A 24,561-nucleotide genomic window follows, 5' to 3' on the forward strand; every position below is an offset into this window, starting at 1 on the left:
CCTGAGAGCTTGTGACGCTTTTACTTGTTCGGAACGGAGTGGAGTTTCCTGTCGCGGTAAATGGCGGGTCTGAGTTCGTCGATGAGCTCTCGTTTATGCGCTGCGGAGGCGGTTGCCTTGCAGGATGTTGTTGGTGAGGGCGTACCAGAGCACGACGGCGCGGACCTTTTCGATCCCGCGCACGGTCAATTGCCGTAGGTTCCAGTTGCGCCAGCGGGCATGGATGCACTCGCATATCGAACGGGGCTTGTACCGGGCCTTGCCCTCTTTGCTCGCCATCCGCGCACGCCAAGCCAGTACCCCCGCGCCGTCGCCGCGTCGCGGCAGGTAGGGGTCGGTGCCGTGCTTGGATTGAGTGGGCGGGCAAAAAACCTCTATGCCCTCGGCATGCGCCCACTCGATGTCTTCCGCGCTGCCAAAGCCGCCATCGACGAGATGGTCTTTGGGCAGGCCGCCAGGGCGCGTGCGCTGCCGCTCCAGCATGGGCCGCATCAGCCCGCGGTCGGACCCCGTGTTGCATACCTTAACGTCAGTGACGAACTGCTCGCCGGCCGCACTCGTCACCTGCACGTTGTAGGCTGGGCGGAAGCCGCCATCCGCCATCTTCATGACCCGTGCATCGGCGTCCGTCGTCGACGCGCGCGGCTCCTTCGGCGTCTTGCCATTGCCTTGCTTGCTCTCGCGTTCCTTGCGCTGCTGCTTGATCTCGGCAAGCGCCGCCTGCGCCGCTTTCACGCGCGCGCTGCGTTCCTGCGCGGCTCGCTCCTTGGCTGCCCGGGCGCGCTGATTGCTGGCGTCAGAGCGCACGTCGACTTCGCGCTTGAGGTCTTCCACCACCGTCCCAGCCAGGGCCAGATGCCGCTCGAGTGTCGCCTCGCGCCGGAACGAGGCGGCTCCCGCGCTGGCCCGGACCCGCACCCCGTCCTGCGCCAGTGTCGCCAGATTGACGAGACCAGCCTTCGCCAGCGCCGCCAGATGCTCGCTGAGCAGCCGGTCCAGCAGGTCGGCGCAACCGACCCGGAAGTCCGCCAGCATGTGATAGTTCACCGACACCCCGCCGCACAGCCAACGATAGGCATCGTGGCTCTCGCACAGTCGCTCCAATGCTCGCGCGCTGCCGACGCCCTCGCTGGTGGCTGAGAGCCACAGCGCCAGCAAAAGCCGCGGCGAGGTCGCGGGGTGACCGGGGCGGTCGCCCCTGGCCTTGATCCGGTTCTCCAGCTCACTCAGATCAAGCTCTTCGACATAAGACCAGATCAGGCGCACCGGATGGTCTTCCCCGATCAGGCTCTCGATATCCACCGCTCGCAACGCGATCTGGTCGCGCTGTGGCTCACGCAGCCGTGGCGCGCCGAGCGGCGCCGCGTCGGCTTCAGGCTTCGACTGCGCCGGCAGATCACCGAACAATTCATCGGCAGCCATCTTCGCCTCCCGCCAATCCATCATCGCCAGAGAATCACATGCCACCGGCATTCGGACAGATTTACCTGGCACGCTGCCAAAAAATCACACGCTCTGAGGTGGCCGCTCCTTCAGCGGCCCTCGAAGGGCGACGGCCCGGCTGCAGTTGCGGGGCCGTGCATCCTTCGAGGCTCGCCGCGCAGTGCAAGTGCACTGCGCAACTCGCACCTCAGGATGACGGAGCTAAGACTCCCTACCCCGCACGTCCATTTGCGGCCGTCCGATCCAGGCACGGTTGAGACAGCGGGTCATCCAATCCGGCTCAGCTCTGCCATTCAGCCGCGCCTGTGCTTCCTGATAGGGACCGACGTATCGCAGCCGATCGGGCAGTTTCGGATAGACGCGCTTGATCCATCTCAGCGCGCGGTCGGCTACCATCTTGTCCCGATCGTCGAGCTCAAACCCAATACCCGCGCGCAAGCGCTCCGGCAGCAGGCTCGCGGTGAGCGCGCGATACCATCGCGGCGGCCGCAGCCATGGACGGGCGCCGGTGAAGATTTGTGCCGCGATCTCGCGCGCGGCCGGACTGACGGTCAGCGTGTCCGACTGCGCCATCATTGCAGTGTAGGCTGCGAAGCCGGCCCAGTCCGCCGGCCGCCGTCAGTCCGAACAAGGCGCCGAACGTCCGGCTCTCGGTCCAGTAGCGTTCGCGCTCGTCCACCGAGAGCGGGGGCAGGACCAGGTCGTGCGCCATCAGCGCGGTCTCGACCAGCGTGGCGTGGACCCAGCGCAGCGACGGAATGTCGTTGGCGCAGTAGCGCGAGCCGGCCGCGAACGGACCGACCGCTTCGGGCATCTCGCCGACGATCATGCTGTGACGCCGGTGCAGCTGCCGGGACGACAGCATGGCGCGGTCGAGCGAGCCGAACACCATGGCGAAGACGATGTCGAAGGTACGATGGAAGCGGCCGATCGGATCGGCAAAAGTGCGCGAATGCTCGGCGATGGCGGCAGCGACCCAGGGGTGGGCGAGCTGAAGCAACAGCGCGCGGCCAGCACCGAGGAAGATAACGGCCTCCCGGTCGATCTGCCAGGTCAGCGAGGCCGGACCGAATACGCCGGCCACCGGCCCTACCGCGTGAGCCCGAACCTGATCGAGGGCAGATTCCAGATCGTTCTCGGACACCACTTGCAGGGCCTTTCGACTGCGGACCGAGACTGACAATCCGCAGGGCCTGTGGCAATTCGATGAACGACGATGTTCGTCTTGATTTCGGAGAGCCGTTTCGGGCTGCGATCATACCGTGCGCCGCGTCTCCGGCATCACCAGCAGGATCAAGAGAAAGCCCATTGCGGCGACGCTCGCCAGACCGACGAAAGCGGTGGCATTGCCGAACTTGTCGCTGACATAGCCGCCGAGCACCGTGCTCAGTGCCGCGCCGATGCCGGTCGCGGTGCCGACGATGCCCTGCGCGAGGTTGAAATGGCCGCTACCGAAGGCGACGTCGGCCACGATCAGTGGGATCATCACCGCGAACACCGCCGCGGTGAAACCGTCGAACACCTGCACCAGCACCAGCAGATAGGGATCGCGCACCGTTGCGAACAGAAGGCCGCGGATCGCCAGCGCGCCGAAGCCGATCAACAGCAGCGGCCGCCGGCCCCAAAGCTGCGACTTGCGCCCGACGGTCGGCGACAGCAGCGCCACGATCGCTTGCGGTACGACAATGCAAAAGGCGACAAGGACCGTCGCCCATTGGCTCGACCGCGCCGTCACCGCGCTCGCCATCAGCGGCATCATCGCGGCGTTGGCGAGCTGCAACAGCAGCACGCTGAGTGCGAACACGATGAGCGGCCGCTGCCGCACCAGATGCCAGATATTGGTGTCGCCGCGATCTTCCGCCTCGCGCGGCATCTCGCCATGACAGCGCGCGATGTCGACCTCCTCCTCGCGGATGCGCGACAGCGCGATCAGGGTCGGGATCGCGAGCAGGAAGGTGACCAGGAACACCGAACGGCTCGACAGCAAATAACCGGCGGTGCCCATCACCGCAGCCGCGACGCCGTTGCCGAGCGAAGCGAAACGCGCGTTGCGGCCGAGCCGCTCGCCGATCGCGAATGGACCGACGAGACCAAGGCTGATCGCCGCGATCGCCGGCCCCAAAACGCAACTCGCCGCCGCATGCAGCGTCGCCGCAGCCACCACCACGGGGAAGATCGGCATCGCCGCATAGGCGAGCGCGCAGCAGCCGATGGTCACGATCGCAAGTCCGGCGACCAGCCGCTCGGATTTCGCCGCGTCGATGATCGCGCCGCCCGGCATCTGCCCAATCAAGGCAACGATGCCGCCGATCGACAGCACCAGGCCGATTTCGACCTGGGTCCATTTCTGCGTCGTCAGATAGACCGCGATGAAGGGACCAAATCCCGTCTGCACGTCGGCAAGAAAGAAAATGAACCAGTCAAGGCCGCGCAGGCTCCGACGCGACGGCGCCGGAATACCCGCGGCCGATTGCAGGCCGGCGACATTGTCCTGCGCAACGCGGCCGCTGCGATCCTCGGCTGCACGGTTCGGCTTTCTCGACAACAGCACAGGCGCCCATCCCTCCCCGCGCCTCACTGAACCGCTTGCAGCGGTTGCAGGCTGCCGGACGCGCCGAGCACGACCATCGGCGTGTCTTCCTTGTATTCCGGCGCGGCCGCGACCTGCGCCTTGGTCAATTCAAGCGTGATGCTGTCCTTCTTGTTGACGATCTTGCCAAACCGCATCGCGTTCCAGTCCACCACGATCCTGCGGCTGCCGACGCCGAGGAAGCCTCCGAAATCGATGACGGCCGCACGCACGCGTCCGCTCCGATCGACGATGACGTCGACGATGCGGCCCATGTCCTCGTTCGCCGCGCTGAGCACATCACGACCTAGCACACCGTGCGCATCGCTCGCGCCGATGATGGTTACCGACGGCGGCGGCGCGGCATCCTTTGGCGTGACGGGCACCACCGAGGCTGGCGGCTGTGCCGTCGGCGGCGCATTCGCTTCAGTTGGAGCCGCGGGTGGCTCATCTGCGGCGCGCGACCCTGCGATCGTCAAGCCTGCGACGATCGCAACACTGAGAAACAACCATCCGATCGCACGCATATACCCTCCTCGCGGCGCGTCGCTATCGCGCCAGCACGATCGACACCTGGATTTGCCCGCGCGTGCGGAGCACTTCCAGCGCCACGTCGTCACCGTGGCGGCTGACGCGCAGATCGACAGTGGACTCGCCCAATCGCAGGTCGCGCAGAATGACCTCGTTCAAAAACGCCGGCAGATGTGGGTTGCGCAGCCGGATCTCGCTGCGGCCGACATCGAACTCGATGCCGAGCGCCGCCTCCAGCAGTGTGAACGGCGTCGCGCTGGCCCAGGCCTGCGGCGCGCAGGCGACCGGATAGAGCGTCGGGCCGCGCCGCTTCTCGCGCCGGAAACCGCAGAACAATTCCGGCAGCCGGCGCAGATCCATGTAGGTCGCGGCGTCGAACAGCCCTTTGAAGAGATGTGCCACTGAATGCTTGAGCCCGTACTGCGCAAACCCGAGCGCAATCAGCGCGTTGTCGTGCGGCCAGATCGACCCGTCATGATAGGACATCGGGTTGTAGCGCACCTCGCCCTGCGCGACTGTGCGGATGCCCCAACCGGAGAAGAAGTGCGGCCGCATCAGGTCGGCGGCGACCAGGCGCGCGCGGTCCTCCCGGATCATGCCGCTGAACAGCACCTGCCCGGCATTCGACGTCCGCACCTTGCAAGGCCGCTTCCTGCCATCGAGCGCGAGCGCATAGGTGCCGAGCTCCTCGCACCAGAACGCCTTCTCGAAGCGCTCGGCCAGCGCCTTGGCTTCGGCCTCGAGCTTCTCGGCGCGGTCAGGCTTGCCGAGCCGCCGCGCGCAACGCGCCGCGAGCTGCTTGGCGGCAAAGACGTAGCCCTGGACTTCGGCGAGCGCGATATTGCCCTCCGCGAGCTGGCCGTCGGCATGGAAGATCGCATCGTAGGAATCCTTCCAGCCCTGGTTAGCGAGCCCTTTTTCGGTAGCGCGTTGGTACTCGACAAAGCCGTCCTGATCTGGATCGCCGGGCCCGTCGATCCAGGCGAGCCCCGCCTCGATCGCGGGCCACAGCTCGACCAATGTCTTCTCGTCGCCGGTACGCTCGACATAGCGCCCTGCCAGCAGCACGAACAGCGCGGTCGAATCTACGCTGCCGTAATATTGCGAGAACGGCACCTCGCCCAGCGCCGCCATCTCGCCGCCGCGCATCTCGTGCAGGATCTTTCCGGGTGCGGCGTCGGCGAGCGGATCGACCGCCTTGGCCTGGAAATGCGCGAGCCGCCGCAGCACGCCCTTCGCCACCCGCGGGTCGACCCACAGCATCTGGAGCGCGGTGATCAGGCCATCGCGGCCGAACGTCGTCGAGTACCAGGGGATGCCGGCATAGGGATAACGCCCCTGCGGGGTCTCCGTCATCAGCATGTTGAGGTCGGCCATGGCCTGGCACAGCACCTCGTTAAAAATATTGTTGGAGGTCTCGACGCTGGCTGCGTGCGTCGTCAATTGGCGCATCTCGCGGCGGTGCGCGAGCAGGCCCCTGAAGAAGCGCGCCGGCTTTTCCGTCAGCGGCCGGTTGCAGGATGCGGCCACGAACAGCGATTTCGACTCATGCGGATCGAGCTCGAGCTGCCAGCTGGCAGAATTCACCGACAGCTGGGTCGGGCGCGGATCGAAATGCAGGCCGGTGGTCCGCTCGGCATCATCGAGGCCACGATAGTCGAATAGCACGTCGGTCGGCCCCAGCAGCCGGCTCGCGCTGGTGCCGCGGCGCGGGCGCCGCTCGCCGCGGACCTCGAAGAGGTCGGCAAAGTCGTTGTCGAACAGCAGCGTCAGTTCAAAACTGGCGCGGCGGTCGCCATGGTTCTGCACTCCGATGCGCTGATAGGCGGTGCCGCGCCACAGGAAGATCGTGCGCACGATGTGCAGAAGATCCTTTTGCAGCACGAGGCTGCCCTGACGGTAGATGTCGGGGTTGGTGAGGTCGACCGTCAAGGCCGAATTGTCGTCGCGCAAGTTCGAGCCGAGTAGCAGCGGTTGAAGGTCGTCGAGCACGAGTTCGAGCCGCGCGAGGTAGCGCGTGTCGTGGTGGAACAGGCCGTCCGGCCCACCGGCGGACGCGCCGATATCTCCATGGCTGTCGAGCACGATAAAGGTGTCGTCGTGCTTGAGCGAGCGCCGCGGCCGCGCTGAGGGCCCCGTCATCGGAATATAGAACGGCTGCTCCGCGACCTGTTCTACGGTCCGCGAGACGGAGACGAACTTGGTGACGACTTCAGCTGCCATAAAGTGCTCCCCTGCGTTTGTTTCGAAACGCAACCAACGCGAACGCAATTGTCGGATTTACGCTGCGAATTTGGCGAGCCGGCTCATCTCTTGCGTGACGAGTTCGCGATAGGGCCCCTGGCCCTGCATCAGGCGATCGGGCGCACCGTCCTCGATGATCTTGCCTGCTTTCAGGACGATCACGCGGTCGAAATTGCGCAGCGTCGCCAGCCGATGCGCAATCGCAATCACGGTCCGGCCGCGCATCAGGCGCGACAGGGCCTCGCGGATCGCTTCCTCCGATTCACTGTCGAGCGCCGCGGTCGCCTCGTCAAGCAGCAGGATCGGCGCGTCCTTCACGAAGGCGCGTGCGATGGCGATACGCTGGCGCTGGCCGCCGGACATTTTCACGCCGCGGTCGCCGACCATGGTGTCGAGCCCCTCCGGCAGACTATCGATGAAATCGCAGCGTGCCGCGATCGCTGCGCGCAGCACCTCGTCGTCGGTCGCATTGGGGCGGCCGTAACGGATGTTTTCGCGGATGGAACGGTGGAACAGCGAAATATCCTGCGGCACCACCGAGATGGCCTCGCGCAGGCTCAGCTGCGTCACCATCGAGATATCCTGGCCGTCGACGGTGACGTTGCCTTCGTCGGCATCGTAGAACCGCTGAAGCAGCGTGAACAATGTCGACTTGCCGCCGCCCGACTGGCCGACCAGGCCGACGCGCTGGCCGGGCTGAAGCCGCAGGCTGAAGCGCTCGAAGATCTTTACACCGCCGGGATAGCCAAAGGTGACGTTGTTGAACGCAATCGCGGCGCCGCTCTTGACCAGCGGCTCGGCCTCGGGGTGATCGCGCAACTCATGCGGCACCAGCAGCGTCGCGATCGCCTCGGTCAGCCGCGCGACATGCTGGGTGACGTCGACCAGCGCCACCGCGAGATCCCGCGTGGCGTTCAGGATAGAAAGGCCAAGCGTACAGACCAGCACGACATCGCCGGTGGTCGCCTCGCCGTCCTGCCAGAGCGTGATGGCCCAGGCCATCAAGCCGACGGTCAGCACGACGGTAATGCCGGCATGCGTGAGTCGCAGCTTCTCCAGATAGCGCAGGCTGCGGCCGCGCGCGGTGAGTTCCCGGTTCACGGTGGCATCGAACCGCTCGTGCTCGTGGCTGATGCCGCAAAAGGCGCGGACCAGTGGCATGTTGCTGATGACGTCGATCATCTCGCCGTCGACAACGGCGGCCTTGTCGGCAAAGTCGTCGTGGAGCGGCTTGCCGGCGGCGGCAAGACGGAACATCGCAGCCACCATGCCGCCGGCGATTACAATCAGGCCGAGCGCCATATAAGGGCTCACGGTTCCAATCAGCGCGATGGCCGCAACTGTGGCGATGCACGGCGGCAACACATTCCAGACGAACATGTTCTCCACGGTGAACACGGCGTTGGATGTGGCGGTAATGCGGCTCGTCAGCATGCCCGGCATCCGGTCCGAGAAATAGCTCGGCGCGTGCCCGGTCAAATGGCGGAAAATGTCACGGCGCAGATCGCCGGTGACACGGACGAAGGTGAAGCTCGCGGTCCAGCTCGCGATCCGCCACAGGAAATTGTCGGCGGCGATCAGCGACATGAGGAAAATGAATGCCAGCCATACGCCGCCGCCATGCGAGGCCCCGGCCGATAGACTGTCGACGAGGGATTTGACGCCGTACTGCGTGCCCACCGAACAGGCAACTGCCGCAACGACAGCGGTCAGGATCACCAGATGCGACGCCAGACGATGCCGGAGATAGCGCAAGACAAAGGCAAATGGCCTGCGCGCGTATCCAGAGAGATGATCCATGTGGCTGCGACCCTGTTATTTCTACTTTTGTTACTGGTCGAATGAACATCGACCACTTCGCCTCGGTTCCCGGGCAAGCCATCACGACATGCGGATGCGGACGAACTGAGAAGCGGTGATGGCAGCATCGAGACGCGTGTGCGATGTGGCGAATAAGTAACGTTCGTTGAGAGGAACTTCGCAACTGCGGGAACGTTCCCTTGGCTGGCATTGCCGGTGCCGCACACACTGGGGTTTTAACGTTCATGATCGCAGAGGAGATGGCGAGATGCGCATCGCGCAGGTAGCTCCGTTAACGGAGGCTGTTCCACCCAAGCTGTATGGCGGCACCGAGCGGGTGGTGCACTGGTTGACGGAAGAGTTGGTTGCCCTTGGTCACGACGTGACACTATTCGCCAGCGGCGATTCGCAGACGTCGGCAAAGCTGGATGCAACCTGGCCGCGGGCGCTTCGGCTCGACGGTTCCGTGCGCGATCCGAACGCGCTTCACATGGTGATGCTGGAGCGGGTGCGGCAGAAATGTGACGACGAGGAGTTCGACTTCCTCCACTTTCATCTCGACTATTATCCGTGGTCGCTGTTCTACCGGCAGCCGACACCGTTCCTGACCACGCTGCATGGCCGGCTCGACCTTCCCGAGCATCAACCGGTGTTCAACACCTTCTCCAAAGTCCCGGTGATCTCGATCTCGAACGCGCAGCGGCGGCCGGTGCCGCAGGCGAATTGGGTGAAGACGATCCATCACGGCCTGCCGGAGAATTTGCTGACGCCGAAGCCGGCTCGCCAAGAATACCTTGCCGTGCTCGGCCGCATCGCGCCGGAGAAAGGCGTCGACCGCGCCATCAAGATCGCGATGAATTGCGGCATCCCGCTGAAGATCGCGGCCAAGGTCGATCGCGCCGACCAGGACTATTATGACGAGCTGATCCGGCCGATGATCGAGAACAATCCGCTGGTGGAATTCATCGGCGAGATCGGCGATCACGAGAAGTCGGAGTTCTTGAGCGGCGCGCTCGGCTTGCTGTTGCCGATCGACTGGCCGGAGCCGTTTGGGCTGGTGATGATCGAGGCCATGGCCTGCGGCACACCGGTCGTCGCGTTCAACCGCGGCTCGGTGCCGGAGATCATCGACGAGGGCCTCACCGGCTTCGTGGTCGAGGACATCATCAGCGCAGCCGGCGTCGTCAAACGACTTCCGCAACTGGACCGCGCCGCGATCCGCAAGCAGTTCGAAACGCGCTTCACGGCGCGACGGATGGCGCTGGACTATCTCGCGGCGTATCGCAGCCTGACCGAGGCCCAGGCGCCGCGGATCAAGCTGGTAAGCAGCGCGGAGTAGACAACGCCGCATCCACACGATCGCTGTCATGCCCCGCGAAAGCGGGGCATCCAGTATTCCAGAGGCGAAGAGATTCAGAACAACAGCCTCGGCGTACTGGATCGCCCGGTCAAGCCGGGCGATGACAGCAAGTTTGTGGCGGCAGTTCGCCTACCCCACCACCGCCCGCCTCGGCTCCACAATCTCGAACATCCGTGGAAACTCGTCCATCAGGCCCATCAGCTCGGCCAGCCGCATCGGATTACCAGCAAGCTTGACCTTGCCGGCAGCCACAGCTTCCGGAAAGCTCGTCAGCTTCGCGATCACCTCATCGAGCGTCGCACGCGCCAGCGTGAAGCTGGCATCCGCGCCTTCGGCTTGCACACCCTCGGTATAGGTCAGCGCGCAATTCTCTAAATTGAGCACGAACGTCTCGCCGGTATCCGAAAAACTCCAGTTCAGCACGATGTGCTTGCCCTCGGCCTTGGGTCCGTTGAGGCGGATGCCGAGCACGTCCCAGAGCTGTGAGGTGCGTAGCGCCGCCAGCGTCTCGCGCGGCATCGGCGGGCGTGGCGGCGTTTTCGGCATGCCCTGGCGCAGCTCCTGCGCGCCGAACAGATAGGCGTTGCGCCAGGTCGCGCTCTCGGCGACATAGCCGAGCTGCTCCAGCGTATCCGCAAGCAGCGTCCGCGCCGCCGCGTTGTCCGGCTCGGCAAACACGAGATGGCCGAGCGCCTGCGCTACGAAGCGGAATTCGCCCTTGTCAAAATCCTTACGTGCGCGCGCGAGGATGGCGTCCGCGCCGCCCATATACTCGACATATTTCTTGCCGGATTCCACCGGCGGCAGCGGGTCAAGATTGACCGGATTGGCATCGTACCATCCGAGATATTTCTGATAGATCGCCTTCACATTGTGCCGGATGTGGCCGTAATAGCCGCGACCGTGCCAGGCTCCTTCGAGACTCTTCGGCAGTTGAATGGTCTCCGCGATCTCGGCCGCGGTCAGGCCATGGTTCATCAGGCGGATGGTCTGGTCGTGCGCGAACTTGTAGAGATCACGCTGCTGCCGGATCATGGTGCCGATGCGCTCGCGGCCCCACACCGGCCAGTGATGCTGGCCGCACATCGCCTCCGCCTTGCCGTCCCAGAGCTGCAAGGCCTCGTTGAGGTATTTTGACCAGGCCAGCGCATCGCGCACGTCGGCGCCGCGAAACGGCAGCAGATTGTGGAAATTGTGAGTGCAGTTCTCCGCGAGGTTCAACAGCTTGTAGCGCGGGATGAAGAAGTGCATCTCCGCCGGCGCTTCGCTGTTGGGAGCCATCTGGAATTCGAATTCGACGCCGTCGATCACGCGCCTGTCCCCGGTCGCCATAATCAGATCGGTCGGGCGAAGCAGCGCAACCGAGCCCGCCGCCATCGACTTGCCGAGGCCGCAATCGACCTGCCCACGCACACCCTTGGCGAGGAACGGCCCGAACTGGTATTGTGCCCGGCGCAGCATCGCCGGTCCCGCGATGATGTTCTCGGAGACCGCGTGCTCCATGAACAGGTTCGGCGCAATGATCGGTACGCGGCCGGTGGCGAGCGCATCCTCCTCCAGCACGCCGCGCGCGCCGCCCCAATGATCGGTATGGGTGTGGGTGAAGATGACGGCCGCAACCGGACGGGCGCCCCGATGCTTGTAATAGAGATCGAGCGCGGCGCGCGCACCCTCGGTCGAGGTCAGGGTATCGACGACGATGACGCCGCTGTCGCCCTCGATCAGCGTCATGTTGGCGATGTCGAGCCCGCGCACCTGGTAGACGCCCGGCACGACCTCGAACAGGCCGTGATTCATGTTGAGGCGCGACTGTCGCCACAGGCTGGGATTGACGGTCGGGGGCGCCTGTTCAGTGGACAAGAAGCCGTAGGGCTCGAGGCTCCAGACCGTCCGCCCCTGCGGATTTGAGACCTTCGCATTCTCGATCGTGCCGAGGAAACCACGCGCGGCGTCATCGAAATCCCGCGTGTCGGAAAACGGCAGCGCATTCAGCATCGCCGTTTGCTGCGCGATCACGGACGACGTTGCGTCCTTCGGCTCGCTGCTGGATGTGTCTGTCATCTCTATCCTCCCGGCTTTGTTGCGGCATCTAACCGCATCTCGCGGTTGATTGCCATCACTGGCGGAGGAGTAATGCGTAGCCCGGATGGAGCGAAGCGCAATCCGGGGCCTTCTATCGAGCTGCGAGAGAGACCCGGATTACGCTTCGCTCCATCCGGGCTACGACGTGCGGCTCAATGCATGCCCAGCACCCGCGGCAGCCACAGCGTCAAATCGGGCCAATAGGTCACGATGACGAGGAAGCCGAGCATGGTGAGGAGCCATGGCATCACCGCGACAGCGAGCTCGGTTATTCGCATTCGCGCTATCATCGAGGCGACATAGAGATTCAATCCGACAGGCGGATGGCAGAGGCCGACCTCCATGTTGACGTCCATCACGATGCCGAAATGGACGAGGTCGATGCCGAGCTTCTTGGCCGCCGGCGCCAGGATCGGCGCCATGATCAGGATGATCGAGTTCGGCTCCATGAAGTTGCCGGCGAGCAGCAGCAACACGTTGACGACCAGCAGGAAGCCGACCCAGCCGAGGTTCTGCGCCGCGATCCAGTCGGCGAGCGTCGACGGCAGGTTCTCGTTGGAGAGCACGAAGGAAAACAGCACCGCATTGGTGACGATGTAGAGCAGCATCGCACTGGTATTGGCGGCACGCAGCAGCACCCGCGGCACGTCCACCATCTTGATCGCCTTGTAGACGAACACCGCGATGACGAAGGAGTAGACCGCGGCCATCGCGGCCGCCTCGGTGGCCGTGAACAGGCCGCTGTAGATGCCGCCGATGATGATGACGACCAGCATCAGGCCCCAGATGCTCTCGCGGAAGGCGTGGAGCGTCTCACCCCAGCTCGCCTTCTTCATCCGGGGATAGTCGCGTTTGCGTGCCAGCCACCAGGTGACGATGCAGAGCATGGTCGTCAGCAGCATGCCGGGGAGCAGGCCTGCGACGAACAGCGCCCCGATCGAGGTATTGGTCGAGACCGCGTAGACGATCTTCGGGATCGACGGCAGCATCAGGATGCCGAGCGAACCCGCGACCGTGATGATGCCGGCGCCGAAGCGCATGGGATAGCCGTGGCGGACCATCTCCGGCAACACGATGGCGCCGATCGCCGCGACAGTCGCCACGCTCGAGCCGCAGACCAGTGCGAACATCGCGCAGGCGACGATGCCGGCAAGGCCGAGGCCGCCGTGCCAATGCCCGATCAGCGAGGTCGCGAAATTGATCATGCGGCGCGCGACGCCGCCATGGGTGAGGAAATTGCCGGCGAGGATGAAGAACGGAATCGCCATGATCTCGAAGCCCTCGATGCCCGTGAAGAGCTTCATCGAGACCGCTTCGATCGGCACCGTCGTCAATGTGAACAGGAACGTCATCACGGTGAGACCGAGCGCAATCGACACCGGAATGCCGGTCAGCATCAGCGCAATCAGCAGCGCGAACACGGTGAAGGCGCGCAGCCAATGCGGCAGCACGACGACGCCAAACTTCTCGGCAAGGCACATCGCGAAGATCAGGATCGGCGCCATGATCAGGATCACGCCAAGCGGCGAAACTTTTCGCGCAGCAGCTCTCGTCGCCGCGCCCGCGGGCTGCGGATGCAGCGCGGGCGAGATGTCGGCCTCCACGCCCTCGACATGGGTCTCATCATGGTGCGGCAGCTCGCCGGTCCAGTAGTAGAACCACGAGACCTGGAGGAAGCGGAAGCACATCAGGCCGGAGCCGAGCGGGATCGCCAGATAGACGAACCACATCGGCGCTTCGAGGTCGTTGGACTGCTGTCCGGTCTTGAACATCTCGGAGACAAAGGAAGCGCCGAAGGCGGCGATCATGCCGGTGAACAGTGCGCCACAGAGCAGCGAGAACAGGATGACATGCTTGCGCGAATGTTCGGGCAGGCGATTGACGAGGAGATCGACGCCGACATGGATGCCGGTGCGCACGCCATAGGCCGCGCCGAACTTCGCCATCCAGATGAACATGTAGATGCAGAGTTCCTGCGCCCAGGAGAGATCGAGCTCGGACAGGAAGGTGAACACCGCCATCGACAGCGTCGCGAGCCAGGTCAGCCCGTGCGCGGCGGCCCATCGCGAGAACACGATCGACTCGCCGGCGCCGTAGCGGTGCACCACGGCAATGAAGATCAAACCCGTTGCCGCCGCAATGAGCGTCGCGATCAACCATTCTTCGAGATGATTGAGCGCACTATTGAGCACGCGAAGCAAATCAAGTCCCCCATATCAGATCGAAACGGCCGGGAGCGTTCACTCCCGACCGTTCTTGTTGTTTTTTCGGAAGCGCCGTCAGTTCATCTTGACGTCGAGTTCCTTGGCGACGAGATCGAGCACTTCCTGCCCGACCCGGCCCTTTGCCCAGGTATAAGTCGGCCGCATCGCTTCCTGCCATGCCTTGCGATCGGCGTCAGTCAGATAATGCAGCGTGGTCTTGCCGGCCTTCTTGATCTCGGCCAGCGCATCCTCGTTCTCCTGATGCGCGATCAAGTTGGTGTAGTCGGTCGCGTCGTTCATCGCCTTCTCGAGCTGGGCGCGGATGTCAGGCGGCAGGCCGGACCAGAATTTCGAGTTGACAATGACAGCATACTGCAGATGCGCGTGATAGGACACGGTGATGTCCTTCTGCACCTCGTAGAATTTCTGCGTTAGATAGTTCGAGGCCGTGTTTTCGCAGCCGTCGACCACGCCGGTCTGCAAGGCCTGATAGACTTCCGAGAACGCCATGATTTGTGGGATCGAGCCCATCAGGCGGAAATACTGGTCGGCGATCTTCGATCCGGAAATGCGGAACTTCAGGCCCTTGAAATCCTCCGGCTTCATCAGCGGACGACTGGAGGAAACCATGTGAAAGCCGTTGTCCCAATAGGCAAGCCCGGTGATGCCCTTGGCTTCCAGTTTCTGGAACAGCCATTTGCCGATCGTGCCCTTCATCGCATTGGAATAGGTCTCGTCATCCTTGAACAGCCAGGGCAGGTCGAGCGCCTCGAATTCCCTGATGCCGAGCGGCGCGAATTTTGCGGTCGAGGGCGCGAGCATCTGCACCGAACCGAGCTGGAGCGCCTCGATCTCCTCCTTGTCCTTGTACAGCGAGGAGTTCGGATAGACTTCGATCTTGACCTTGCCGTCGGTATACTTCTCGGCAAGCTCCTTGAACTTCAGCGCGCCCTTGCCCTTTGGCGTATCGTTGGCGACGACGTGGCTGAATTTGATGACAATCGGGGCCTGAGCCTGGACGGCAGCCGGGACCACGAGAAGAGACGCGGCCGCGACTGCAAAAAGCAGCTTGCGCATGAACTAACCTCCCAACAACCTCTAAAACCGGGTTCTTTTTTTGTTTTCCGGCTTCAGTAGTGGCAGCAATCCACCACCCGAACAACTAGACCTAAGCCCAATTTGCCGCAGCCAAGCTATCTTGACGGCTGTTGGATACGCAACCCGGCGCCCGCACCTTCCTGAGGAAGCGAGCGCTTATGTCGCATCGCGGCGGCGCAATTAACCTTTGCGCTGGGCGACCATGAAGAGGCGCCGGAACGGGAACAGCGTCTGCCCCGCGGCATTCTTCGGATAGGCCTTTGCGACGCGCTCCCCATAGGCCGCTTCGAACGCGGCCTTCTCGTCGCCCTGGAGCACGTCGAGATAGCGCGTCAGCCAGGTGCCCTTGGTCCATTCCTTCACGGGGTTCTCGCCTTCGAGCACCTGGAGATATTCGGTCTCCCAGATGTCGATGTTTTGCGACAGCGGCGCGAGCACATCGTGATAGAAGGCCGGCCCCTCGACCGGCGGTGGCGTGACGAGATGTTCGACCTTGGACCGCCACGGACCGTTCAGGGCGGTCTCGCCGATCAGCACATGCGAAGGGGCCAGGAAGTTGCGCGGCATCTGCACCGCGAGCATGCCGCCGGGCGTGACCTTCTCCATCACCGACGGGAAGAGTGCCGCATGATTGGGCAGCCAGTGCAGTGCGGCATTGGAATAGACCAAATCATATCGCTTGGCCGGACGCCAATGACCGAGGTCTTCGTGCGACCATTGCACGTCCGGCGCCGCCTTCCGCCCCGCGGCGACCATCTCGGCGGAGCCCTCGACGCCGGTCACCGCCGCATCCGGCCAGCGCTCCTTGATCAGCTTTGTCACGTTGCCGGCCCCTGCCCCGAGATCGGCAATCTCGCTTGGGGCAAAATCCGGAATCCGCATCAACAGGTCGACCGCGGGCCGAAGCCGGTGGCCGGAGAACTTGAGGTATTGCTGCGGGTCCCAGACCATCGTTCAACGCCTTTTCTTTTTCGTGTTTCCTTCACTGTCTCTCTTGGTTACCACTGCTCGTCCCCGTCGGGCAAATCACGCTGACCGGGACCGGGCAGGAAAACGAACACCAAACGAACAGCAATAAGCAAAAGCAAACAAGAGAGCGTGTGACCATGGACCTCGGGCTCAAATCGAAAACCGCTGTTGTCACCGGAGCCAGCATCGGCATCGGCCGCGCCATCGCCAAGGGCCTAGCTGCCGAAGGCGTGCGCGTGGTCGGCGTGGCGCGGCGGACCGACCTCCTCGCGCAATTGGTGCAGGAAGTCGGTGGCGGGTTGATCACGCCGTTCGAGCAGGACGTGATGGCCAAGGATGCAGCTGAGAACATCGCCGCCTTCGCGCTGAAAGAGCTCGGCCATGTCGACATCCTCATCAACAATGCCGGCGGCAGCCGTCCGCTGCCGGTCGATGCGCCCGACAGCAAATGGGACGAGGCGATCGCGCTGAATTTTACCAGCTACCGCCGCATCGCGCACGCGCTGCTGCCGCAGATGATCGAACGCAAATGGGGCCGCATCGTCAACATCACCGGCAAGTCCGAGCCGGAAGGCCTCAACGCCGCCTTCGCCGCGAAAGCCGCCGTGCACGCCTGGGCCAAGGGACTGTCGCGCGAGATCGGCGAGCACGGCATCACCATCAACTGCATCCCGCCCGGCCGCATCATGAGCGAACAGATTCGCCGCAACTATCCGCCGGAGTACCGCGAGCGGTTTGCGGAAGAGGAAATCCCGGTCGGCTATTGGGGCGAGCCGGAGGATCTGGCGGCACTCGCGGTGTTTTTGGCGTCGCCGGTGGCGCGGTACATCACGGGGACAGTGATCCCCGTGGATGGGGGGTTGCGGAGGTATCAGTTTTAGGGGGCTCGCTCGCCGTCGGACTGCCCGTTTCGCGGGGCGAAATGTCGGAATGATCTCTCGCGGCATCCGCATCGTCATTGCGAGCGCAGCGAAGCAATCCAGAGCCTTTTCGCGGAGACAATCTGGATTGCTTCGCTGCGCTCGCAATGACGGAGTGCATATGCGACATCCTTGCCGCTGCTAACGATTCCAGGATCGTCTTATGTCATCTGCCGCAACCACGTTCGCGCAATCCTTCTTCCACGGCACACGGGCCGATTTGAAACCCGGCGACCTTATTGTCGTCGGCCACCCATCCAACTTCACCGATGTGAAGCCGCTGTCCTGGGTTTATTTCGCGGCCACGCTGGATGCGGCGATCTGGGGCGCCGAGCTGGCCGTAGGTACCGCACGCGGACGAATCTACGTCGTCGAGCCGACCGGGCCGATCATGGACGATCCGAACGTGACCGATAAGAAGTTTCCCGGAAATCCGACGCTGTCCTATCGCTCCCGCGATCCGTTGCGGGTCATTGCCGAAGTGACGCAGTGGCAAGGCCATGCGCCTGAACGGCTGCAACAGATGAAAGACAATGTCGCCCGCCTGAAGGCGGAGGGCGGCAACATCATCGATTAAGGCATGATCCGGGAGAGTGCGCGGCGGTTTTCCGACCTAAACCTGCTAACGATCAAGTGGCACCAGCAACGTCTCGCCGGTGGCAACCAGCGTCCTGCCGCCCTTCTCGTCCTCGGAAAAGAGTTCGGCTTTTGCAAAAATCTGCCTGCGGCCGGCTCGGACCGTAATTCCCTTCGCGACAAATCGCCGGCCGACGGCCGGCTTGATACAATTCATGGAAAAATGAGATGCGGTCACACCGCCAGCTACGGTGACGACTGCGAAACCGCACGCGGTATCCAATAGGGCGGCGATCATTCCCGCATGAAGATGACCAGCATATTGTGTCAGATCATCGTTCCATTGCATGACGAGTTCAGCCGTTCCGTTTGCTGCGGTCGTGACCTCGAATCCGGCTAAACGATTCAGCCGGGCGGAAGCATTTAGCGCGACAACATCCTGAAAACTCATTCCCGAACTCGTCACCGTGCCCCCCAATTTGGTGTAACGATGACCGCTTAGCACGTGTCTGGCAGCAGGCACCTGCCAACAAAGTTTTAATCAACGCCTCAGCGTGTGTTTAAAACGCCCCGTCAGGAGCAGCCGCACGGGAGCCTGCAACGATCAGTTTCAATTTCATCGATTGGACCGGGCGTTTCGCTTGCCTGCGAGCGGCTTCGCCACCTCTCGAGCGCACGCGACGAACAGGCGCTGAGCAGGGTTTGGCGTTCTGCCCTTGAGCGCAATAATTCCGACCGGCCACATCTGAATGGGCATTTCGACGGGTAAGACCTTCATCGACAGCCGCTTCGCGCTGAAGTGCAACATCGATGCCGGAAGAAAACTCAGGAAACGTTCCGACGACAGCAACGCCGACTGCATAAGGATCGAATACACGGTCACGCTGGCACGTGGCACCTCCAATCCGCAGGCGTGAAATGCGTGGGCAATCCAGCCGCCCGGAAAACTTTCGCGGGGTGGCAGGCACCAACACTCGTTGACCAGCTCGTCGAGGCGGATCTTGCGCCGGCGCACCCACGGACTGTTCAAGCCTGCAACAACGACACCGCTTTCGTGCAAAAGCACTTCCACATCGGTATCGGCCGCCGGCGTTGGGCCCGGTAGACGCCCGATCATCAGGTCTATGTCGTGATTGCGCAGATGGCGATCCTGCAGTTCCGGCGGCTCGCCCTCGATGATGTGAAGCGCAAGTCTCGGATATTGCCGGGACAGCCGGTCAATAATCGCGGGGAGTAATCCAGCCATCACGGGCTCGGTGCTGCCAATGCGCAATTCACCCATCGCGGGATCGGCGAGCGATTGCAGCTCGTCAACACCGCTCCGCAAATCGTTGCACAACGCAATGCTACGCTTGAGCAAGGCCTTGCCATAAAGCGTCGGCTCAACGCCGAGCCGGCTGCGCTCCAGAAGCGGAAGACCGAGCGTTTGCTCGAGGCTCGCGATCATCTTGGATATAACGGGCTGCGAAATGGCCAGGTGCTCGGCCGCTTTCGCCATGCTCCCGTGTTCCACGACGGCGATAAACACGCTCAGCTGCCGCAGCTTGATCCGACGGCTGATCTGGGATGCATCGAGCATGCGACCCCTTTCTGAAATGGAATAGAAGCATCGGAAAATAGAACTTTTCTTATATAGCTCCGCCGGACAAGCTGCAATCCGCCTTAACCTCCACTGCATAGCGTTGGAGCAGCCCATGTCGAAGATTTATCTTCCTCGCCGCACCTTCCTGCTCGGAAGCCTCGCGGGATTGTTGCTGCCCGGCAAGGTCGCCGCGCAACCCTATCCGTCCAATCTCATACGGATTGTCGTCCCTACCAGTGCGGGTACACCGCCTGATATTATCAGCCGCCTGATCGCGGACGGGCTCGCGGTCAATGAAGGCTGGCGGCTTGTGGTGGAAGATCGCCCAGGCGCACTGCAGACTATCGCCATGAACGACGTGAGCGGGCATCCCGCGGACGGTTATACCCTGCTGACCATGAGTCTTCCGATGACGGTCACGCCGTCCCTGCTTCCGAAGACGGAAATACGGCCGGATGTTGATTTCGATCCCGTGATCAAGATATCGAAGTCCTACACCGTACTCGTTACAACACCTTCCTTGCCGGTCGAATCGCTGTCCGATCTGGTGGCGCTGCTCAAGAGCAAGCCGGGAACGCTCAACTTCTCTTCCGCCGGCTTCGGCACCCCCTCGCATCTGATCGGCGAACTGTTTGCATTGCAGGCAGGCGTGCACGCGACCCACGTGCCTTACCAACAGTTTTCTCAAGCAATCGCCGATCTGATCGGCGGCAACGTACAGTACATGTTTGTTACCACGCTTCCCGTTATTGACCTCATCGCGACCGGCAAGTTGCGCGCGCTTGCCGTCACCGCTCCTACCCGGATCGCTGCCTTGAGGGACGTTCCCACCGTGATCGAGGCTGGCCTTCCCGACCTGGTGACAGCCGATTGGATCGGCTTAGCCGCCAAACGTGGGACGTCCGCAGAGATAACGTCGCAACTCAACAAGGCAATCAACAAGGTCCTGGCCGAACCAAAAATCGGCGCTTCGCTCAACAAAATAGGAGCGGTAGCAGTGGGCGGCACCGCTGCGGAATTTGGAGAAGGAATTCGGACCGACATCGCCCACTGGGCCAAGGTCGTCAAGGATGCGGATATCAAGCTACCCTGATGGGCCAGACCACATCCAAAACCCAGACGGGTGGCCCCGAGGCGGCCGCATTGGCGATCACGCCGCCGCAGATTGTCGGCCCGTTCTATCCAGTCTCGGAGCGCCCCGATCTGGCAAACGATCTGACGCGTCCAAACGGCAGCACCGCTGAGGCGCAGGGTCAGCTCATCCATGTCCGGGGACGTGTGCTCAACCGTTCTGGAGCGCCGGTGCCGCATGCACGCATCGACATCTGGCAAGCCAACGCTGCGGGGAAATATCGTCATCCGAGTGATACCAATCCGGCGCCGCTCGATCCCAATTTCAAGGGCTTCGCGCGTCTCACAACGGATGCGTCCGGGCACTACAGCTTTCGTACGATCAAACCGGGCCGCTACCCGACACCAGAAGGCGACGTCCGGCCGCCGCACATTCACCTCACCATTGAGGGGCAGTTCGATTGCTTGGTGACCCAGCTGTATTTCGCAGGCGAAGGAGACAACGCCACCGACCGCTGGCTTAATGCGGCCCCGCATCCGGAACGGTTGATCGTTACCCTGCAACCCCTTTCGCACTTGGAAAAGCACGAGTTGGTCGCGCAATTTGACATCGTTCTGGCTAACGGGTGATCGGCGGTTTCAGCTGTCGGTCAAAGGGCAAAATGGCGGGCACGACAACAGCGCCTGACCTTCGCGCATACACAGCATGCAAGCATATGCCTGTGGAAGCAGCTCCAGCCGTAGTACATGCCGGAAAGACCATTTGGGCCATGCTGTCGGAGAACGCGCAAGGCAATGACAATCACGTTACCTGCCGCTGCGCGCGAGCCCGATCACCCCGTTGCCGATGGCCTGCCGGCGGAACGGCGGCGCTGGGCGATTGCCGCGATCTTTACCGCGCTGGCGATGGCCTCGCTCGACACCGCGATCGCCAACATCGCGCTGCCCGCCATTGCCGCCGATCTCCATGTCAGCCCGGAGCAGTCGGTGTGGGTGGTCAACGTCTATCAGATCGCGCTGGTGGCAACGCTGCTGCCGCTCGGCGCGCTTGGCGAGATCGTCGGGCACCAGCGCATCTATCTCGGCGGCTTGATCCTGTTCACCATCGCCTCGCTGCTCTGCGCGGTGGCGTGGTCACTGGACAGCCTGCTGGTCGCGCGCACGCTGCAAGGCCTCGGCGCAAGCGGCATCATGAGCGTCAACACCGCGCTGGTGCGCTTCGTCTATCCCGGCCGGATGCAGGGCCGCGGCTTCGGCCACAATGCAATGGTGGTCGCAACCGCCTTCACGCTCGGACCGTCGATCGCCTCCGCGATCCTGGCGGTCGGGCCGTGGCCGTGGCTGTTCGCCGTCAACATCCCCTTCGGCCTTGTCGCAATCGGCATCGGCTTTGCGATGCTGCCGAAGACGCCGCGGGCCGATCACAGCTTTGATTTTCTCGGCGCGGCCCTGGCCTCCGCCTGCCTCGGCCTGTTCATCACGGGGATCGGCAGCGCCGCGCATAACCTCTCGCCGGCGCTGGTTGCGGTCGAGCTGGTCACGGCGCTCGTGCTCGGCTTTATCCTGATGCGCCGTCATGCCGATCATCCGGCGCCGATGCTGCCGATCGACCTGTTCGCCCGGCCGATGTTCGCGCTGTCGGCGGCGACTGCGGTCTGCTCCTTCGTGGTCCAGGGCCTCGCCTTCGTCTCGCTGCCGTTCTATTTCGAGGACGTGCTCGGCCGTTCGCAGGTCGAGACCGGCTTCTTCATGACGCCATGGCCGCTGGTGGTCGGCATCATGGCGCCGATCGCCGGCCGCCTGTCCGACCGCCACGCCGTCGGCCTGCTCGGCGGCATCGGGCTCGTGCTGCTCGGGATCGGCATGGCGCTGCTCGCGTTGCTTCCGGCCAATCCCGCCATTCCCGACATCATCTGGCGGATGGCGATCTGCGGCATGGGCTTTGGCTTCTTCCAGGCGCCCAACATGAAGGCTGTGATGGGAAGCGCGCCGCCGCATCGCAGCGGTAGCGCCTCGGGCATCGTCGCGACCGCGCGTCTGACCGGACAGACGACCGGTGCGGCGCTCGCTGCGGCCTGCTTTGCCATGGCCGGTCACAACGGCGCCACCGTCGCGCTGGCGCTCGGCGCAGGCTTTGCCGCGCTCGGCAGCGTGATGAGCTTTTTGCGACTCGCGGTGAAGTAGGACGGTCAGGCCAGATGCTGAGCCGCCGTCGCGTCTGCGATCGCCGCGGGGATGATTGGCTGCTCGTCATCCAACTCGGCCAAACGCACATCGATGGCATCGATGACCTTGCGCGAGAACGGCCCGAGATGCGCATAGGCCGCGATCATCTGCACGGCGATACGCGCCGATGACGTGTCGCGCTTGGCGCAATTCATGAACGTCTGCCAGAGCGGTCCGCGCGCCTCGGGGATCGCGGTGACCACACGGTGCACGGTCTCCATTGCGCCGACCCGGGCGCGGATGTCGCCTTCGGCGAGCTCATGGCGCTGCCTGGAACGGTCGAGCAGCGTCATCAACTTGTCGACGCGGCCCGCATAGGCGGCCGGGCTGTAGACGCGCTCCAGCACGGTTTTGTAGTCCATCAGGATATCGCGCAGCGGCCGCACTGGATCGAAATTGATGCCGCCCGTGCATTGATCGCCGCCTGTCGTCGACGCCAGATCGTGATCCGCGTGCAGCCGGCCCTCCTTCTCCAGGCGACGCGTGAGCTGGGTGTTCGGCAACGCATAGAGCAGGCCGACCATGGCGACCGGGATGGCGGCCTCCTCGATGAAATCGACCATGGCCTCCGCCATCGAGACTTTCTCGGTGTCGAAGCCGACGATGAAGCCCGCGGTGACGAGCATGCCGGCGGCGTAGATCTTGTGAATGCTCTCGGCGATGTTGCGTCGCGTGTTCTGCTTCTTCCGCATCGCGACCAGGGTTGCGGGATCCGGACTTTCGATGCCGACGAAGACGGCGAAAAAATTGGCCGCACCCATCAGATCCAGCAGTTCGGGATCGTCGGCGAGATTGACCGAAGCCTCAGTGGACAATTCGAAGGGATAGCCGTGGACGCGCTGCCATTCGGCGAGCTGCGGCAAGAACAGGCGGAGCGACTTCTTGTTGCCGATGAAATTATCGTCGACGAAATCGAGGTGACCGCGATAGCCCATCTGGTAGAGCTTCTCGAGCTCGACCAGCATCTGCTCGTTCGTCTTGGTCCGCGGCACACGGCCGTAGAGCTCGATGATGTCACAGAACTCGCAGGTGAACGGACAGCCGCGCGAATACTGCACACCGAGGTAGAGGTAGTCTTCGAATTTGAGCAGGTCGAAACGCGGCACCGGCGTCGTGGTGACGTCGGCCTGGAATTTCGGCGCGGTGAAAACGCCGGAACGTGCGCCGCTATCCCAGGCAGCAATGAACTCGTCGAGGATGCTCTCGGCCTCGCCGAGCACCTGAAAGTCCGCGCTAGCGTAAACGTGCGGGCTCGACGTCGGATCAGGACCGCCGACCACCACCGGCTTGCCCGCCGCGCGGCACAGCTCGATCAGGCGTAAAGTGTCGGCTTGCTGCGGCAGCATCCCGCCGGTGAAGACGACGTCGGCCCAGGCGAGATCGTCGCGGCCGAAGGTCTGCGTGTTGCAGTCGATGAGCCGGACCGTCCAACTCTCGGGCAACATTGCGGCAACGGTGATCAGGCCCAAGGGAGCAGCCGGGCGCTTGACGCCCATCAGCTGGCAGGACTCGCCAAAGCTCCAGAACGACTCGGCGGTGAAGAGCGGATAGAGCATCAACACGTTGCAAGAGCGCGGTACGTTCATGGAACCCCTTTTGCTTCGCGCCAGTGTAACAGAGCGCATCCGTCTTGCATCCCTGTAAAAGGGACAAACTGTCGCCGCCCCTCGTCGCCCGAGGCCGCACCTCTGGCGTTCAGGGAGGCGGCGTTTTGGGGCATGGGCGGGTATCTCCTGCGGGGAGGACAAAACACCGCCCGGTCCGTAATCTTCCCGCGACCGACAGAATCTTCTGCCGCCAGCCCTCAGACTCTTGATTTGAACAGTTCCAATTTGCCGGACACATTGCGCCCTGAGTCCAGTCGATGGATTGGGCCAATCAGGGGA

The 24,561-nt window shown here is 63.2% G+C and carries 18 protein-coding genes and 2 pseudogenes; 6 read left to right on the plus strand and 14 right to left on the minus strand.

What is annotated here, in order from left to right; all coding sequences use genetic code 11:
* Positions 1 to 93: 93 nt before the first annotated feature.
* From UP06_RS12405 to UP06_RS12430, 6 genes and pseudogenes are all read right to left on the minus strand, one after another.
* The gene (locus UP06_RS12405; RefSeq protein ID WP_044999801.1) at positions 94 to 1,422 is read right to left on the minus strand and encodes an IS1182-like element ISBrsp9 family transposase; all 1,329 of its coding nucleotides are present in this window, start codon (positions 1,420 to 1,422) and stop codon (positions 94 to 96) included.
* Between the two features lie 222 nt (positions 1,423 to 1,644).
* Positions 1,645 to 2,590, minus strand: a pseudogene (locus tag UP06_RS42535) (oxygenase MpaB family protein).
* A gap of 108 nt (positions 2,591 to 2,698) precedes the next feature.
* Positions 2,699 to 3,994: an MFS transporter gene (locus UP06_RS12415; RefSeq protein ID WP_045002864.1), complete on the minus strand. Its 1,296-nt coding sequence runs from the start codon at positions 3,992 to 3,994 to the stop codon at positions 2,699 to 2,701.
* A 23-nt stretch (positions 3,995 to 4,017) separates the two neighbouring features.
* On the minus strand, positions 4,018 to 4,539 hold the full coding sequence (locus UP06_RS12420; protein WP_045002865.1) for a PRC-barrel domain-containing protein: 522 nt from the start codon (positions 4,537 to 4,539) through the stop codon (positions 4,018 to 4,020).
* A 22-nt stretch (positions 4,540 to 4,561) separates the two neighbouring features.
* Positions 4,562 to 6,766 (minus strand): amylo-alpha-1,6-glucosidase, encoded by a 2,205-nt coding sequence (locus tag UP06_RS12425; protein ID WP_045002866.1) that lies wholly within the window; start codon positions 6,764 to 6,766, stop codon positions 4,562 to 4,564.
* 57 nt (positions 6,767 to 6,823) lie between these two features.
* Entirely contained in the window at positions 6,824 to 8,587 is a 1,764-nt protein-coding gene (locus UP06_RS12430; RefSeq protein ID WP_045002867.1) for an ABC transporter ATP-binding protein, read from the minus strand.
* Between the two features lie 268 nt (positions 8,588 to 8,855).
* Between UP06_RS12430 and UP06_RS12435 the strand changes: the two genes are divergently transcribed.
* Positions 8,856 to 9,926 (plus strand): glycosyltransferase family 4 protein, encoded by a 1,071-nt coding sequence (locus UP06_RS12435; protein WP_045002868.1) that lies wholly within the window; start codon positions 8,856 to 8,858, stop codon positions 9,924 to 9,926.
* Positions 9,927 to 10,076: 150 nt separating this feature from the next.
* Here UP06_RS12435 and UP06_RS12440 read toward each other — a convergent pair whose 3' ends face one another.
* From UP06_RS12440 to UP06_RS12455, 5 genes and pseudogenes are all read right to left on the minus strand, one after another.
* Complete coding sequence (locus UP06_RS12440; protein WP_045002869.1) at positions 10,077 to 12,008, minus strand: alkyl/aryl-sulfatase; 1,932 nt, start codon at positions 12,006 to 12,008, stop codon at positions 10,077 to 10,079.
* Positions 12,009 to 12,181: 173 nt separating this feature from the next.
* A complete protein-coding gene (locus UP06_RS42540; RefSeq protein WP_045003046.1) occupies positions 12,182 to 13,465 on the minus strand; it encodes a TRAP transporter large permease in 1,284 nt (427 codons plus the stop codon).
* A 243-nt stretch (positions 13,466 to 13,708) separates the two neighbouring features.
* Positions 13,709 to 14,050: pseudogene (locus tag UP06_RS42545) on the minus strand (TRAP transporter small permease); the annotation flags it as partial.
* Between the two features lie 258 nt (positions 14,051 to 14,308).
* A complete protein-coding gene (locus tag UP06_RS12450; RefSeq protein WP_045002870.1) occupies positions 14,309 to 15,310 on the minus strand; it encodes a DctP family TRAP transporter solute-binding subunit in 1,002 nt (333 codons plus the stop codon).
* A 201-nt stretch (positions 15,311 to 15,511) separates the two neighbouring features.
* Positions 15,512 to 16,282, minus strand: a complete 771-nt coding sequence (locus tag UP06_RS12455; RefSeq protein WP_045002871.1) for a methyltransferase domain-containing protein — start codon at positions 16,280 to 16,282, stop codon at positions 15,512 to 15,514.
* A gap of 155 nt (positions 16,283 to 16,437) precedes the next feature.
* On the opposite strand from UP06_RS12455, the gene UP06_RS12460 reads away from it, so the two are divergent.
* Both UP06_RS12460 and arr read left to right on the plus strand, forming a co-directional pair.
* Positions 16,438 to 17,181 carry an SDR family NAD(P)-dependent oxidoreductase gene (locus tag UP06_RS12460; RefSeq protein ID WP_045002872.1) on the plus strand — a complete coding sequence of 248 codons (744 nt, stop codon included), beginning with the start codon at positions 16,438 to 16,440 and terminating at the stop codon, positions 17,179 to 17,181.
* Positions 17,182 to 17,383: 202 nt separating this feature from the next.
* A complete protein-coding gene (gene arr, locus UP06_RS12465) occupies positions 17,384 to 17,797 on the plus strand; it encodes an NAD(+)--rifampin ADP-ribosyltransferase (protein WP_045002873.1) in 414 nt (137 codons plus the stop codon).
* Between the two features lie 45 nt (positions 17,798 to 17,842).
* Here arr and UP06_RS12470 read toward each other — a convergent pair whose 3' ends face one another.
* Together UP06_RS12470 and UP06_RS12475 are read right to left on the minus strand one after the other, a co-directional pair.
* The gene (locus UP06_RS12470; protein ID WP_045002874.1) at positions 17,843 to 18,247 is read right to left on the minus strand and encodes a PaaI family thioesterase; all 405 of its coding nucleotides are present in this window, start codon (positions 18,245 to 18,247) and stop codon (positions 17,843 to 17,845) included.
* Positions 18,248 to 18,412: 165 nt separating this feature from the next.
* Positions 18,413 to 19,375 carry a LysR family transcriptional regulator gene (locus tag UP06_RS12475; RefSeq protein WP_045002875.1) on the minus strand — a complete coding sequence of 321 codons (963 nt, stop codon included), beginning with the start codon at positions 19,373 to 19,375 and terminating at the stop codon, positions 18,413 to 18,415.
* A gap of 115 nt (positions 19,376 to 19,490) precedes the next feature.
* On the opposite strand from UP06_RS12475, the gene UP06_RS12480 reads away from it, so the two are divergent.
* From UP06_RS12480 to UP06_RS12490, 3 genes are all read left to right on the plus strand, one after another.
* Complete coding sequence (locus UP06_RS12480) at positions 19,491 to 20,471, plus strand: Bug family tripartite tricarboxylate transporter substrate binding protein (protein WP_045003047.1); 981 nt, start codon at positions 19,491 to 19,493, stop codon at positions 20,469 to 20,471.
* Entirely contained in the window at positions 20,471 to 21,079 is a 609-nt protein-coding gene (locus UP06_RS12485) for a dioxygenase family protein (protein WP_045002876.1), read from the plus strand. Before UP06_RS12480 ends, UP06_RS12485 begins: the two co-directional genes overlap by 1 nt.
* 165 nt (positions 21,080 to 21,244) lie before the next feature.
* Entirely contained in the window at positions 21,245 to 22,633 is a 1,389-nt protein-coding gene (locus UP06_RS12490) for an MFS transporter (protein ID WP_045002877.1), read from the plus strand.
* 5 nt (positions 22,634 to 22,638) lie between these two features.
* Here the strand turns inward: UP06_RS12490 and UP06_RS12495 are convergent, their stop codons facing one another.
* Complete coding sequence (locus tag UP06_RS12495) at positions 22,639 to 24,261, minus strand: B12-binding domain-containing radical SAM protein (RefSeq protein WP_045002878.1); 1,623 nt, start codon at positions 24,259 to 24,261, stop codon at positions 22,639 to 22,641.
* Positions 24,262 to 24,561 lie beyond the last annotated feature (300 nt).

The organism is Bradyrhizobium sp. LTSP857, from assembly GCF_000938285.1.
Taxonomy (GTDB): Bacteria; Pseudomonadota; Alphaproteobacteria; order Rhizobiales; family Xanthobacteraceae; genus Bradyrhizobium.